General features: G+C 28.9%; 13 protein-coding genes and 1 pseudogene. 9 read left to right on the plus strand and 5 right to left on the minus strand.

Annotated features, from left to right (window positions below):
- Window positions 1-132: 132 nt before the first annotated feature.
- The 4 genes from licT to KGF38_RS05885 all read right to left on the minus strand — a co-directional run bounded on the left by licT (window position 133) and on the right by KGF38_RS05885 (window position 5,379).
- Window positions 133-975, minus strand: a complete 843-nt coding sequence (licT, locus tag KGF38_RS05870) for a BglG family transcription antiterminator LicT (RefSeq protein ID WP_054271235.1) — start codon at window positions 973-975, stop codon at window positions 133-135.
- Between the two features lie 264 nt (window positions 976-1,239).
- Window positions 1,240-3,282, minus strand: coding sequence for a cation:proton antiporter (locus tag KGF38_RS05875; protein WP_074178515.1), 2,043 nt, complete (start codon window positions 3,280-3,282; stop codon window positions 1,240-1,242).
- Window positions 3,283-3,429: 147 nt separating this feature from the next.
- Window positions 3,430-4,401: an ABC transporter ATP-binding protein gene (locus KGF38_RS05880; RefSeq protein ID WP_074178516.1), complete on the minus strand. Its 972-nt coding sequence runs from the start codon at window positions 4,399-4,401 to the stop codon at window positions 3,430-3,432.
- Entirely contained in the window at window positions 4,402-5,379 is a 978-nt protein-coding gene (locus KGF38_RS05885; RefSeq protein WP_074178517.1) for an ABC transporter ATP-binding protein, read from the minus strand.
- Window positions 5,380-5,597: 218 nt separating this feature from the next.
- Between KGF38_RS05885 and KGF38_RS05890 the strand changes: the two genes are divergently transcribed.
- The 3 genes from KGF38_RS05890 to KGF38_RS05900 all read left to right on the plus strand — a co-directional run bounded on the left by KGF38_RS05890 (window position 5,598) and on the right by KGF38_RS05900 (window position 9,075).
- Window positions 5,598-7,166, plus strand: a complete 1,569-nt coding sequence (locus KGF38_RS05890; RefSeq protein WP_074178518.1) for an ABC transporter substrate-binding protein — start codon at window positions 5,598-5,600, stop codon at window positions 7,164-7,166.
- Window positions 7,167-7,300: 134 nt separating this feature from the next.
- Window positions 7,301-8,260, plus strand: a complete 960-nt coding sequence (locus KGF38_RS05895) for an ABC transporter permease (protein WP_054277289.1) — start codon at window positions 7,301-7,303, stop codon at window positions 8,258-8,260.
- 2 nt (window positions 8,261-8,262) lie between these two features.
- Entirely contained in the window at window positions 8,263-9,075 is an 813-nt protein-coding gene (locus KGF38_RS05900; protein ID WP_054277290.1) for an ABC transporter permease, read from the plus strand.
- A gap of 222 nt (window positions 9,076-9,297) precedes the next feature.
- On the opposite strand, the gene KGF38_RS05905 is transcribed toward KGF38_RS05900, so the two are convergent.
- Window positions 9,298-10,200: a LysR family transcriptional regulator gene (locus tag KGF38_RS05905; RefSeq protein WP_054271242.1), complete on the minus strand. Its 903-nt coding sequence runs from the start codon at window positions 10,198-10,200 to the stop codon at window positions 9,298-9,300.
- A 335-nt stretch (window positions 10,201-10,535) separates the two neighbouring features.
- On the opposite strand from KGF38_RS05905, the gene KGF38_RS05910 reads away from it, so the two are divergent.
- The 6 genes and pseudogenes from KGF38_RS05910 to KGF38_RS05935 form a co-directional block, all read left to right on the plus strand.
- Window positions 10,536-10,736 (plus strand): hypothetical protein, encoded by a 201-nt coding sequence (locus tag KGF38_RS05910; protein ID WP_227832260.1) that lies wholly within the window; start codon window positions 10,536-10,538, stop codon window positions 10,734-10,736.
- An 8-nt stretch (window positions 10,737-10,744) separates the two neighbouring features.
- Window positions 10,745-11,401, plus strand: coding sequence for a CoA transferase subunit A (locus tag KGF38_RS05915; RefSeq protein WP_074178519.1), 657 nt, complete (start codon window positions 10,745-10,747; stop codon window positions 11,399-11,401).
- Complete coding sequence (locus KGF38_RS05920) at window positions 11,401-12,066, plus strand: 3-oxoacid CoA-transferase subunit B (RefSeq protein ID WP_074178520.1); 666 nt, start codon at window positions 11,401-11,403, stop codon at window positions 12,064-12,066. The genes KGF38_RS05915 and KGF38_RS05920 overlap by 1 nt, the downstream gene beginning before the upstream one ends.
- A gap of 88 nt (window positions 12,067-12,154) precedes the next feature.
- Window positions 12,155-12,931 (plus strand): 3-hydroxybutyrate dehydrogenase, encoded by a 777-nt coding sequence (locus tag KGF38_RS05925; protein ID WP_074178521.1) that lies wholly within the window; start codon window positions 12,155-12,157, stop codon window positions 12,929-12,931.
- Between the two features lie 63 nt (window positions 12,932-12,994).
- Window positions 12,995-14,329: a GntP family permease gene (locus tag KGF38_RS05930; RefSeq protein ID WP_074178522.1), complete on the plus strand. Its 1,335-nt coding sequence runs from the start codon at window positions 12,995-12,997 to the stop codon at window positions 14,327-14,329.
- Window positions 14,330-14,737: 408 nt separating this feature from the next.
- Window positions 14,738-15,178 (plus strand): annotated as a pseudogene (locus KGF38_RS05935) (sporulation protein); the annotation flags it as partial.

The following is a 15,178-nucleotide window of genomic DNA, read 5'->3' on the forward strand; positions in this document are numbered from 1 at the left end:
ATTATAATTTTTTTATAAACCTAAGTCTTGCCTGCATCATCAGTAACAATCTTAATGTTTTAAAATTATTATTTTGTATTAACTTTTAAATAATATATTTAACCTATATATTTTGTATCGAGTTCCCTTTTATTATGAGTTTAATACAGATATAACTCTTTTGATATGTAATGTTAAATACAGTAATTCATCTTGACTTACATAGTAATCGTAATTCTTCTCTACATGAGTTTTTATTTTATATGCGCAGTTATAATCTTTTTCATACTTTACTTTTATTATATCTATAATTTCATTATTTGCATCATTTATTTCTTCTCTTTTTACCAAGCGATTTGCAAAGAACTTCAGATGAGTAAGAAGCCTATCATAATTTATATCATCTTCTCTAAATTCAACTCTATAGTAGTATCTTATAATATTGAGTATGTCTTTTACTATTTTAGTAATTAATAGAGATTCCTTTGAACTTCCTTTATAATTTGAATTTACTATATGCATGGCTATAAAACCAGCTTCATCAAGTGGAAATTGTACATTAAATTCTTTATTTATATAATCTACAGCCCATTTACCAATCTCATATTCTTTTTTATGTATTCTTTTTATTTCATGTAGTAAATCATTCTTTATAGTTATATTTTCATTATACCTTTTAATCGCAAATGCAATATGGTCAGTAAGTGCTACATAAATATATTCATAAAGTTCAGTATTCAAGATTCCCTCTGCATAAGCAATTATATCTGTGCTAATCTCAAAAAATTTTTCATCAACCTGGCTTGCCAGTTTTCCAATTTTATCTACAAAACTTTCATCCTGTATAACAAAGGTTCTTTCAATTTTACTTTTGTCTACTTCTTGACCTTTCTTTTTCTGAAATCCAATCCCACATCCTGTTAATATCAATTCTTTTTTTATATTTTCATCTAGAACCAATACAACATTATTATTATAAATTTGTTGAATAATCATAATCAATATATCTCCCAAAATACAAATTCACTTATTCATAAAAAAACACCTAAATTAAGATACAATTCACCTGTATATCTTAACTTAGGTATTGCCTGCTTTCCAGTAACAATCCAATTTGTTAATGCTAATAAATATTGTATTCAATTTATGGTTTTATTCTATTATAAATAAATATATCTGTCAAGCAAATTATTGAAAACTATTTCCTATTTTTTAACATTAATTTTAATATCAAAGAACACACACTATATCGCATTGTTTTTATGATTCTATCATCATCATCTCATCATAAAGAATATTCTCCAATAACTCCTTAGCGACTTCTCTTGATATTTGTTTAGTTTCAACTAATTGTTGAACACTATCTCTTTCACTTTGGATTGCCATTAACCTGTAGTATTCTACTTTTGCTTCAAACTTATCATCATTTTGAATCTTTCTAGTCAGCCAATTCAAGTAACGATTATAAAATCTGATTACTATTATGGACTCATGTCTGTTGTTTTCATCAGTATTTCCATTTATAAAAGATATAGCAGTTTTAGTAGAAAGTGCATATGCATGGTGAAATTCTTTAATTATTTCTTTATTTTTGGATATTATTTTTGTAATTTTTTCTTTTATTTCTAGTTTTACTTTTCTATCTATAATCCACATACTTATTTTTAGCCTTGCAATCTTAAATATAGACTTCTGAATAGATTTTCTTGATTTTGTAATATAAAACCTATACAATTTAAAAGCTCTATCAGAAATTTTTCCAACTTCTAATAGTTTTTGAACAGCCAACAAACCTTGATGGTCTGCTTGTGCAATCATAATACTTATAAGTTTGTTATCTGGAGTATTTAATATTCCCTTTTCAGAGTCTACCAACTGTTCATTTAAATCATGTATAACTGGTTGTACTTCTTGTGCCTTTTCATTACTAAGTTTTAAAATAGCTTCTTTCAAAATTAATTGATATGCCTCTTTATCAGATAGTAAATGTTCTGATTCTTGTATATTATTTTTTAATAATCTTGGCAATAAAATTGTAGCCAATATTAAACTTATAAGAATAACTTCTGATGATATAAATAAAACAGTATCTCTCATCGGAAATATATCTTTATTAGCTAAATAAAATGGTATGGATAATGCAGTTGCTAGTGTAAAGGTACCATGAACACCACAAGTAGCAACTATTAATGAGTATTTACATCTAGAAATACTGTCTTTTACAACTTCTTCATTCTTAAAACCTAAAAATCCTATAAAGAAATTATTTAATGGATTCTTTTTAGTTTTTATAAAAGAATCATGCCATAAATATACACATATAAATCTTATTACAAATAAAATAAGTACAATTAAAACAGCAATAAAAGTCAATTTCAATGCCATATTTTCATTTTTAGTGCTAAGACCTATATATATGCTTGGTAATAAAAAACCAAGCAATGTAAATACAAATCCATTCAATACATACTCTAAAACATACCATGTATTGTCTGATATTATTCTTAGTTTAGTAGTTGTATTTTGTAAATGCTCTTTTTCAATTCCATGGGCTATCCCTGCCATTACAACAGCTAGAATTCCAGATACCCCTACTTCTTCTGCCACAAAATACACAAAAAGTGGAGTCATTATTTGTATAACTATTACCATTGGAATTTCTTCCAGATTCCACTTATGTAAACTAAGTCTTATTTTTATAATTATATATCCTAAAAGGCATCCTAATATTATTCCTCCAAAAGCAGTAATTATAAATTGAATCCCTGCTTCTTTTATTGAAAATGCTCCTGTAACTGTTGCAAGCACTGCAACTTTAAATGCTACTACTCCAGCAGCATCATTTAATAGAGATTCACCTTCAAGTATACTCATCATATTTTTAGGGAAATCTAATCCTTGTGTGATTGATTTTACTGCAACTAAATCAGTTGGAGATATTACTGCTGCTAGAGCAAATGAAACTGACAGAGGCATCTCAGGAATAAGAAAATGTATAAAGATTCCACCTGCAAATACTGTTGTCAAAACTAGACCAAATGCAAGAAGTAAAATAGGCTTTCTAAGTTCTAACAGCTCTTTTCTCGATACATTTTGACCTTCACTAAATAATAATGGAGCTATTATACATATTACAAATATTTCTGGGTTAAATGAAAATGAAAATTTAAATGGCAAAATAGACAATATAACTCCTAATACAATTTGATATATTGCAAGAGGAATACTGTTCCACTTTTTACTAAGTACAGTTGAAATTGTTGTGCAAACCAATAACCCTAACAATGTTACTAAAATTGACACGTCTACCCCTCTTTTCAATAATTACATTATAGATTAAACTTATATATCAACTAACTTAATATTAATAGCATATAATTTTAGCATCAAAAAATTTTCAATTTATCCTATTATTCTTATTATATATCTCAGATTTAATTTTGAAAATATCTATACTAGATGACATGCGACAAAATGATTCTTTGATATTTCTTTTAAAACTGGAACTTCTATTTTACATACTTCTTTACAATAAGGGCATCTTGTATGAAACTTACATCCACTTGGTGGGTTTGTTGGAGATGGTATATCCCCTTTTAATATAATTCTATTTTTCTTAATTGTAGGGTCTTGTATTGGTACTGCACTCATAAGTGCTTTTGTGTATGGATGTTGAGAATGCAAGTAAAGTTCTTCTTTCGTTGCAATCTCTATTATAGAACCTAGATACATGACACATACTCTATGTGCAATATGATTTACTACACTTAAATCATGAGATATAAACAAATATGAAAGTTTATATTTATCTTGTAAATCCATAAGTAAATTTATAATTTGAGATTGAATAGAAACATCTAATGCAGAAACAGGTTCATCACAAACTATAAATTCTGGATTTAATGCTAATGCCCTTGCTATACCGATTCTCTGTCTTTGACCTCCAGAAAACTCGCCTGGTTTCCTGTTTAAATGATACTTAGAAAGGCCACAATTCTCTACAACATTTAATATATTATCTTTTATTTCATTTTTTGGTACTAAATTATGTTCTATAACTGCCTCAGATATTATTTGCTCTACATTTAATCTTGGGTTTAATGAGCTATATGGGTCTTGAAATATCATTTGCATTTTTGGTCTTAATCTTCTAAGTTCTTCCTTCTCTAACTTATATATATCTATACCATTAAATTCAACTTTTCCTTCAGTTTTTTCAATTAATCTAAGAATTGTTCTTCCAGCAGTTGATTTTCCACATCCTGATTCTCCAACTATAGCCAAAGTTTCTCCCTTTTTCAAATCAAAAGAGACTCCATCAACTGCCTTTACATATTTGACTTCCTTATTAAACAATCCAGATTTAACTTCAAAATACCTTTTAAGCCCTTCTACTTTTAATAAACTTTCTTCTTTTTTCATTTATATCTCCTCCTGTTTATATAACCAACATGCAATACTATGGCCACTATTCAATTCTATTAAAGGAGGTATCTGAGTCCTACATTTATCACATACTTTTTCACATCTATCACTAAAGTAACATGAATCTGATATTCCAATTGGGTTTGGTACTTGTCCTGGAATTGAATACAACCTTTTTTCTTTGTTTTCTCCAAGAATAGGCTTTGACTTTAAAAGTCCAATAGTGTAAGGGTGTTTTGGATTTTTAAATAATTCAACAACATCTGCTACTTCTATAACTTTGCCCGCATACATTACTATTACTTTATCACACATTTCTGCAACTACCCCCAAATCATGGGTAATCATCATTATAGATGTGTTTAATTTTTCTTTTATATTTTTCATTATATCCAGAACTTGAGCTTGAATAGTAACATCTAAAGCTGTTGTTGGTTCATCAGCTATAAGTAATTTTGGATTACAGGATAAAGCCATAGCTATCATTATTCTCTGTCTCATACCACCAGATAACTCGTGTGGATATGAATTATATATTTCTTCAGCTCTTGGTATTTCTACTAGCTTTATCATATCTATTACCTTTTTTTTAGCCTCTTCTTTTGATAAATCTTGATGCAACATAATTCCTTCAATAATTTGATTCCCCACAGTAAATGCTGGATTTAAAGATGTCATTGGCTCTTGAAAAATCATCGATATCTCATTGCCTCTTATTCCCATAAGTTCATTTTCATTCATCTTTAAAATGTCTTTACCTTGAAATATTATTTCTCCACCTTCTATTTTTGATGTTGGAAGTAGCTTCATCAAAGACATAGCTGTTACAGATTTACCACATCCTGATTCTCCAACTATTCCAATAGTTTCACCTTCATTTATATTAAAACTTACTCCATTTACACTCTTTACAATGCCTTTATCTGTATGAAAATAGACCTTTAAGTCTCTAACCTCAATTAGTGTTTTATTCATTATTTTCTCCTCTCAGTGAAATTGCTTAAAATAACATACACTTTTTGATTGTATTTTATAAAATTTTAAATTACAACATTTTATTACATTTTATTCTTTTTTTCTATCAATTAAAACAGTATGATAGTTAATTTCTATATGTGTTGATTTAATAATGATTCTTATTATAAAATGAAAAATATGCGTCAAATATTATTTTATGGAGGTTTTATAAGAATATGAAATTTAAAAAATTGGCATCATTAATCTTAGTTTCGGCATTAATGTTTACATTCACAGCTTGTAGTTCTAATGATAAAGACAAGTCTAGTGGAGGAGGAGAAAGTAAATCTGGTGGAACTGTTGTAATCCCTATGGCAAGTGACCCTGACATAATCAATGGAGCTTTTGCAAATGTTAAAGAAGATTCTCTTGCGTCAAATATAGTTTATGCTCCTCTTTATACTTATGAAAAAGGAAATTTAGTAAATTATCTAGCAGAAAAAGTAGATTTTAAAGATAGTAAAGAATTAACTATAAAATTAAAATCTGATTTAAAATGGCATGATGGGAAACCAATAACTGCTGAAGATGTCTTATTCACATTTAATACAGTTTTAGATGAAAAACAAAATTCACCATCAAGACAATACTTATTGATAGGCGAAAAACCAGTTAAAGTAGAGAAAGTTGATGATTTAACTGTTAAGATTACCTTACCAACTGCAAGTGAATCTTTCTTGTATGGTATATCTAAAATAGCTCCAATACCTAAACACATCTTTGAAGGAGAATCAAATATAGCTAAGTCAGAAAAAAACAATAATCCAGTTGGTTCTGGGGCATTCAAGTTTAAAGAATGGAAAAAAGGTGAAAGCATAGTATTTGAAAAAAATGCAGATTATTTCGGTGGAGAACCTAAAGCAGACTCTATAGCATTAAAAATAATACCTAATGAAGCATCTCAAGAAGCAGCTTTAAATAATGGTGAAATTTCACTTATGAAGACATCTGCTGAAGGATATGAAAAAGCAAAATCAAATTCAAACTTACAGACTTACACTTACAGTGAAGAAAGATTAAATTATATTGTATTTAACCAAAATATAGCAAATATGGCTAATAAAGAAGTAAGACAAGCATTATCATATGCTTTGAATAGAAATGAAATGATAGAATCAGCATATGGAAAAGAGGGTTCTGTACCTGCTAAATCTATATTAGTTCCAGAAGCAGACTTCTACACTGAAGAAGGTGTTGAAGAATATAAGCAAGATACAAATAAAGCTAAAGACCTATTAGCTAAGAGTGGTGTTAAAATTGATAAATTAAAAATAGGTTATAACACAGGCAGATTTGGACATAAAAACTATGCTTTAGTAGCTCAACAAGAGTTGAAAAAAATTGGTATAGAAGCTGAAATAGTTCCTTATGAAAGTAAAGCTTTCTTCAATATATTATTTAGCAATGGTACTGAATGTGATATGTATGTAAATGGATATGCTTGGGGATTAGAGCCAAATCCATATAGAGGTATGTTTGAAACTGGTCAATATTGTAACCAAACTAAATATTCTAATACTGAAATAGATGCTTTATGGGAAAAAGGATTTACTGAATTAGACAAAGAAAAACGTAAAGAAATATACAAACAAATACAACAGGATATATCTAAAGATGCACCTATTTATACTATAGATTATGAACAGAATTTAATGGCAGCTCAAAAAAGTTTAAAAGGAATAGAAGATGCTAAACCATCTCCTGCAATATTATTTGAAGACTGGTCTAAACTATATGTAGAATAATTTATGTAAAATTTTATATTATTAATTAAAAAGGGAGATGTCTAAAAATAATATGGCAACTTTGAACTTAGTGTCCATTGCATTGTTTTATTATTCTAAAACGAGACATCTCCTTTAATTAGGAGAATTCATTTATGTTGAAATTAATATTAAATAGAGTAAAAGTTTTAATACCTATGTTAATCTTAATATCTATATTATCATTTGGGCTTTTAGAATTAGCTCCTGGTGACCCAGCAGATGCTTATATAAATCCTTTAATGTCTGCACAAGATATTGAAAATATAAGAGTTAACATGGGACTTGATAAACCAGTATACATAAGATACTTAAGTTGGTTAAAAAACACTTTAAGTGGAAATCTAGGTATTTCTTATATAAACCATATGCCTGTTACAGAACAAATTATGGAAAAGATGGGAAATACATTTATTCTTATGGGAACTTCTTTAATATTTTCAATATTAGTAGCTATACCTCTCGGAATATTTTTAGCTGTAAATAAAAATTCAATAACTAGTAAAATATCATCTATTTTTAATTATATAGGTGTTTCTATTCCTTCATTTTGGATAGGCATGATACTCATCTCAATTTTTTCAGTTAAGTTTAATATTTTTCCATCAGGAGGTATGCATACTATTGGAAATGATAGTTTTGGAGATTTAGTAAAACATTTAATTCTACCTGTAATAACTTTAGGTTTATATAATACAGCTATTTTCACAAATTATGTAGAAGCTAGTGTAAGTGAACAATTAAAAAAACAGTATGTTGTTACAGCAAGAGCAAAAGGATTATCAGAAAAAATCATACTCTTCAAACATGTCTTGAAAAATTCACTGACATCATTAGTTACAATTCTTGGTATGAGTATACAAAAATTAGTTACTGGTGCATTTGTTACAGAAGTAGTTTTCTCTTGGCCAGGTATGGGTAGATTAATGATTGATTCAATTTTTTCAAGAGATTATACCATAATTATGGCAATAACTATGTTATCAGCACTCTTTTTAATTTTAGGAAATTTAGTAGCTGATATATTATATCTATTAATTGACCCTAAAATTAAATCTAGTAAAGGAGGCTTCTGATTATGTTTACAAATATTCTAAAAGAATTAAAAAAAGACAAATCCTTTGCTTTTGCATGCATTACTCTTAGTATAATAATCATATTAATCATAGCTTCTTTTATATTAAATATAGACTCTAATGCAATTGACACTACTTCCAAACTTCAAGAACCTAGTTTAAAGCATATTTTTGGTACAGATGAGCTTGGGAGGGATTATTTCTCTAGAGCTCTTTATGGTGGAAGAATTTCACTTAGTGTTGGTATTTTATCCATGGTTATTTCTATAGTATTTGGTACTGCTGTAGGTGTTATTAGTGGATATATTGGAGGTAAGTTGGACCAATTCTTAATGAGAATAGTAGATATGCTTATGAGTATCCCTAGCTTCTTAGTTTTGATTGTGTTAAATACTTATTTGACACCTAAAGTTTCCACTATTATACTAATTATTGGATTTTTAAGTTGGATGGAAGTCTCAAGAATCGTCCGTGGAGAAACATTAAAAATAAAGGAAAATGAATACTGTATAGCTGCTAAAGCTACAGGTATTAAAACTAGAAATATACTATTAAGACACATAGTTTTAAACTTAAAAGAAACTATTGTAGTTGCAGGCTCATTAAATATTGCTAATGCTATCTTAACTGAATCCGCTCTTAGTTTTTTAGGTCTTGGAATACAATTACCTCTTGCATCGTGGGGTAATATGCTTCAAGATGCTCAAAGACATATTTTTGATAAGTTATATTTAGCTGTATTTCCAGGTCTACTTATATTTTTAACAGTTATGAGCTTGACTATAATAAGTAAAAAGTTTTCTAGTAATACTTAATAACTTTTATATAGAAAAATAAAAACAATGACTATCTACAGATACTCACTGTTTTTATTTTTTATTTTTAGAAAATATATTTTGTATATTATAATTTTCAATACTAATTTATTCTGATATGTAAAACCTATTATTGTCTATTAAATATATAGATAAAAAACTAATAGTTTATTGTAATTTTTTAAAATTTGTTTGCTTTTTATTGTTATTTTAATAACACTTTCACGAATTTTTTTTACTAAAAAAATCTATAATAAATTTAAATACATGTTCATCTACATGACTATAACGTTCTTTCTTAGGTCTGCATAATACAACTTTCCATGTAATAGGATGATTAAATGGTCTTTCTATAATTTTACTATTCTCAAAGAAATCGTGGACTGGTGATGGTAGAATGGTTATAAAATCAGAGTTTGTAGTTGATAACAATAGAAAATCCCATGAACCAGACATGATATATCTTTTTAACTTAACGTTTTCATCAGTAAATTTTTGCATTAGCTTATGATGTATCATAAAAGCAGGATTAAATATTGCAAGTAACTGCTCATTCAAATCGTTCCAGTCTATCTTATTTTTTTTAGCAAGTGGATGATTTACATTTAAAAAAGCTGTAAGCTCGTCTTCTTGAAGTACATGTTCAGTCACTACACTTTTATCAATTTTATGTGGATGTAATAACACCGCATAATCTAATTCTTGTAATATAAGCATTCTACTTAAATCATATGCTCCCTTCTCTACTATATCAAATTCTATATCTGGATTGTTTGCAACTAACTGTGCAACTACATCTGAAAAGGCTATTCCAAGTATAAGTGGTGGTATTCCTATTCTAACTTTACCTTTAAATTGAACTGAATCTTCCCTTAAATCTTCCATCATGTTTTTGTATTCATTTATAATATGTTCTGCATTTACATAAAATCTCTCTCCTGCTGGTGTTAAGCCATTTAACCTGCCTTTGTACCTCTCAAATAAGTATACATCTTCACTCTCTTCAAAATTTTTTATGATTTGACTTAACGCTGGTTGAGATATGTGAAGTGTCTTAGATGCTATTGATAGATTAAAACCAGATTTTACTATCTCAACAAAATATTTTAACTGTTTTATATCCATTTTAAACCCCCTTTCTTAAAAATATAGTTTAGATTATATTTTTTCTTATAGTAATATTCTATAGGAAAATCAACATAATTTCATTAATATTTTAACAAAATATTTTTCTAAACATGGCAGAAATTTCTATCCTATAAATTTTTCTTATACACTATATAAAAAATTAGACTTAGACAAAACGCTTTTTTCGCCGTAATCTATAATTAGAAACAGGAAAACCTAAAGCATTAAGGATAAAAATAATTGAAATACTTAAAAGCAAGCTTGTATTAAAAGTACTTTATTATAATTTTTTTATTCAGAAAATTTTTAATTATCATTCAAGAAAGATAGCTATTCGACATGAACTTCAAATAGATTCATCAAAATTAAATGTTAATAGTGGTGCAATAGCATTAGGACATCCAATAGAGTCAAATGTCGCTAGAATACTCGTTACGCTACTTTATGAAATACAAAAACGTAAAACTGAGACTAGTCTTGCAACACTTTGTATCAGTGGTGGCCAAGGAATATCAATGGTAGTTTCACGATAGGAGGAAATATGAATAAAATAGTTAACATCAATGAAGCTCTATCTCATGTAAAAGATGGAGATACAATAATGGTAGGTGGATTCATGGCTAATGGTTCACCAGAAAATTTGATTGATTATTTGTGTAATAAAAATATAAAAGATTTAACACTAATTTGTAATGATACTGGCTTTATTGACAAAGGTGTTGGAAAAATGGTTGTGAATAAGCAATTCAAAAAGATAATTGCTTCTCATATAGGATTAAATAAAGAAACTGGTAGACAAATGAATAATAATGAAACAGATGTCGAATTGGTTCCTCAAGGAACTCTTGCTGAACAAATACGTGCAGCTGGTTATGGTTTGGGAGGTATATTAACACCTACTGGGATTGGTACTCTTGTTGAAGAAGGAAAACAAAAAATTGTCATAAATGATAAAGAATACCTTCTTGAAAAACCAATCCATGCAGATATTGCTCTTCTCTTTGCATCAAGGGCTGATAAAGCAGGTAATCTAGTTTATAAAGGTTCTATGAACAATTTTAATAATTTAATGGCTTCGGCTGCCAAGATTACAATAGTTGAAGTAGATGAAATCGTTGAAATTGGTGATATTAACCCAAATGAAGTTACTACACCAGGTATTTTTGTGAATTACATCATTGAAGGAGGTAATTTATAATGGATAAATTAGAAATACAAGAATATATTGCAAATAGAGTTTCTAAAGAATTAAAAGATGGAACTGTTGTAAACCTTGGTATAGGCCTACCAACTAAAGTAGCAAATTACATTCCAGATGATGTAAACGTTATCTTGCAATCTGAGAATGGTTTTCTAGGTTTAGGAGTAGCTGAAGATGTAAATCTAAGTGATGAAACCATTGTAAATGCTGGAGGTCAACCAGTTACGATACTTCCTGGAGGGTGTTTCTTTGATAGCGCTACCTCTTTTGGAATAATCAGAGGTGGTCATGTAGATATAACAGTTCTTGGTGCACTTCAAGTTGATAAATGTGGCAACATAGCAAACTATATGATTCCAGGCAAGATGGTTCCAGGTATGGGTGGAGCTATGGATTTAGTAACTGGTGCTAAGAAAGTCATTGTAGCAATGGAACATACTTCAAAAGGTTCTGCAAAAATATTAAATAATTGTACTCTTCCACTTACTGCAACTAATGCTGTAGATTTGATAGTTACCGAAATGGGCGTTATGGAAGTAACACCAGATGGAATTTTACTTAAAGAAATAAATCCTGCTTTCACTTTGGATGATGTTATTTCTGCTACTGAAGCACCTTTAATATTATCAGACTCATTAAATGGAAACATATCAGCTGTTTAAAGTGATTAAAAATACAAATGTATTAGATGTAAATTTATATTATTCAAAATATTAATATGAAAATAAAATAAAATTGGAGGAAATGAAAATGGTTAAAGACAAAGTTGTATTCGTAACAGGAGCTGCAAGTGGAATAGGTAAACAAATTGCTGAATCATTCTTAAAAAATGGTGCTAAAGTAATGTTCTCTGACATAAATCAAGAAGCTTTAGACAAAGTTACAACAGAGCTAAAAAAAGAAGGCTATGATTGCATGAATGTAAAGTGTGATGTAACTAAAGAAGAAGAAATTAACCATGCTATAGACAAAACTGTTGAAAAGTACGGTAAATTAGATATATTAATAAACAATGCTGGACTTCAACATGTTTCTATGATAGAAGATTTCCCAACTGATAAATTTGAATTTATGATAAAAATAATGCTAACAGCACCTTTTATAGCTACTAAAAAAGTATTCCCTATAATGAAAAAACAAGGATTTGGTCGTATAATAAATATGGCTTCAATCAATGGTGTAATAGGATTTGCTGGTAAGGCTGCTTATAACTCAGCAAAACATGGACTTATAGGATTAACAAAGGTTGCTGCCCTTGAAGCTGCTGATTCTGGTATAACAGTTAATGCTTTATGCCCTGGATATGTGGATACTCCACTTGTTAGAGGTCAGTTTAATGACCTTTCAAAAACTCGTAACATCCCATTAGAAAATGTATTAGAAGAAGTTTTATATCCACTTGTGCCACAAAAACGTCTATTAGATGTTCAAGAAATTGCAGATTATGCTATGTTCTTAGCAAGTGATAAAGCTAAAGGAATTACAGGACAAGCGTGCATACTAGATGGAGGATATACTGCACAGTAGTTATTTTATATTTAGGGCTTGAAGAAACTGTTCTTCAAGTCCCTCTAATAAGGAGGAATGTTTATGAGTATTATAGCACCAATTGGTATAATTATTGGTATAATAGCTATTATATATTTTTCAGTTAAAGAAATTCATATAACTATAGCTGCTCCAATAGCAACCTTAATAGTTGTTCTCTTAAATAAAATGGATGTTGTAACATCAATGCTAGGTGCTGGCAAAAATAATTACATGGGAGCACTTGGCAATTATATAATGAGCTATTTTGCAATATTTTTATTAGGCTCAATACTTGCTAAATTTATGGAGGAAAGTGGAGCCACTGTATCTATAGCAGATTTTATCTTAAACAAGTTTGGCTCTAAACATCCTTATAGAGTTTTAGTTGCGATATTTATAGTAAGCTTTATATTGACATATGGTGGTATAAGTCTGTTTGTAGTTATGTTTGCAGTCATTCCACTTGCAAGAACTCTATTTAAAAAACTTGATATTTCTTGGAATCTTATTCAAATTCCTCTTTGGCTTGGAATTGCTACAATTACAATGACTATGATTCCTGGGACACCAGCCATTCAAAATGTTATTCCTATTCAATATCTAAATACTTCTCTTACTGCAGCTATTATACCAAGTATTGCAGGCAGTATAGGTTGTGCTGTGTTTGGTCTTATCTACATGAAATACGCTCTGAATAAAAGTATTAAAAAGGGTGAAACGTATGCAACTTATACTTCAGAATCAGAAGAAGAATCTCTAGATAGAGAATTACCAGGATTTTTTGCAAGCATCTTTCCTCTATTAGCACTTGTAATTATAGCAATAATAGGAAGTACTTTTGGCTCAGAATTTCTGAAAAAAAATGTAATTTACATAGCTTTAATAGTTGCAATCCTTTTATCTGCATTTTTATTCCGTAAATTTTTATCATCCAAAATACAGACATTGAGTATAGGAGCTAGTGGTTCTATTGGACCTATATTTGCAACATCTTCTGCTGTTGCATTTGGAGCAGTAATAATGACTGCACCAGGTTTTAATGTATTCAGCAAACTTATTATGTCAATACCAGGTAGCCCACTTATAAGTCTTACTGTATTAACTTCAACAATGTCAGCAATAACAGGTTCATCTTCTGGTGCATTAGGAATAGTAATGCCAAACTTCGCAAATTATTATTTAAGCACTGGTCTGAATCCAGAATTAATTCATCGTGTTGCTACAATAGCTTCAAATATACTTACTATAGTTCCACAAAGTGGTGTTTTTCTTACATTCTTAAGTTTATCTAAGTTAACACATAAAACCGGATTTAAAGAAACTTTCATTGTAGTTGCGGTTGGTTCATTAATAGCAGAAATTATCGTAATTACGTTAGGATTACTGATGTATTAAACTAAAGTATATTATAATTTACCATATAAAAAGTCATCTATTGGAACAGATGACTTTCTTATTTTTCAAAGATTTCAATAATGAAAATTTACCATTTGTACTAAAATGTATATTAAATAAATTTCAATAGCTATATAAATTTTTTTTTCGTAACCATAAATTTACATCATAAAATCATTATAAAAATATATTTTTCTCAAAGCTAGTGATTTCATACTATGTAGCTTTATGAGACAAATTATTAAACTTTCTTAAATATACCTGTTTATTCCATGTATACTCTTTTTACATATCTTTACAGTGAAAAAATGCTTATTCTTATGTTAGTATAAATGCACGGGTACCCCCTACACTAAAGGTTACAAATTAGTAACATTTTTAGAATTTTTAGATTGAGAGGTGTTTATAATGAAAAAAAATATACCAACAAAATTAAAAACTATGTTAGCATTGGGAGTGTTAACCTTAGCTACAGCATCTAGTGCTGTTACTGCAAGTGCTTCATCGCTTGAAAACAATGTAAATCTAAGTAACAAAAGTTTAGTATACAGCAATACTAAATACAAATTTTCAGCAAAACCAAATTGTTCTGTAAAACCAGAGCTTAAACCTGATAAAGATAATTCTTGTAAAGATAAGAACCATAATGACAAGAATTGCAATAACACTAATAAACCTGAGGGCAATAATAATTCAGGCTCTACTAATAAACCTGAAGACAATAATAACTCAGGCTCTACTAATAAACCTGAAGATGATAATAACTCAGGCTCTACTAATAAACCTGAAGATGATAATAACTCAGGCTCTACTAATAAACCTGAAGATGATAATAACTCAGGCTCTACT

Source organism: Clostridioides sp. ZZV14-6387, from assembly GCF_020657835.1.
In the GTDB taxonomy this organism is placed as follows: domain Bacteria; phylum Bacillota; class Clostridia; order Peptostreptococcales; family Peptostreptococcaceae; genus Clostridioides; species Clostridioides difficile_A.